The sequence below is a fragment of the Desertibacillus haloalkaliphilus genome (assembly GCF_019039105.1).
Lineage (GTDB): Bacteria > Bacillota > Bacilli > Bacillales > KJ1-10-99 > Desertibacillus > Desertibacillus haloalkaliphilus.
On sequence record NZ_JAHPIV010000380.1, the window covers coordinates 1 to 369 of the forward strand.

The window sequence follows — 369 nt, forward strand, 5'->3', positions numbered from 1 at the left end:
ATATAAATCTCACTAATTGAGGCATCTTTTGAAGAACAATCTGCAAGTTTCCCAGGTAGAGAACTAACTTCAAGAGCACTCTTTCGTCTTGTCAGTTCCCGCGCTTTCTTTGCAGCTTCTCTAGCTCTAGATGCCATTAAGCCCTTCTCTACAATTTTTCTAGCTACTTGTGGATGTTCAATAAGAAAACGTGAGAAATGTTCGCTAAACAATGAATCTGTAATCGTTCTTGCTTCACTATTTCCTAATTTCGTTTTCGTCTGTCCTTCAAATTGAGGATCTGGGATTTTAACAGAAATGATCGCTGTTAGCCCTTCACGAACATCATCACCAGTTAAGTTAGGGTCCGTTTCCTTAAAGAGACTATTC

The 369-nt window shown here is 39.0% G+C and carries 1 pseudogene; it reads right to left on the bottom strand.

Annotated features, from left to right (window positions below):
• Positions 1-369 (bottom strand): annotated as a pseudogene (locus tag KH400_RS22425) (DNA topoisomerase IV subunit B); the annotation flags it as partial.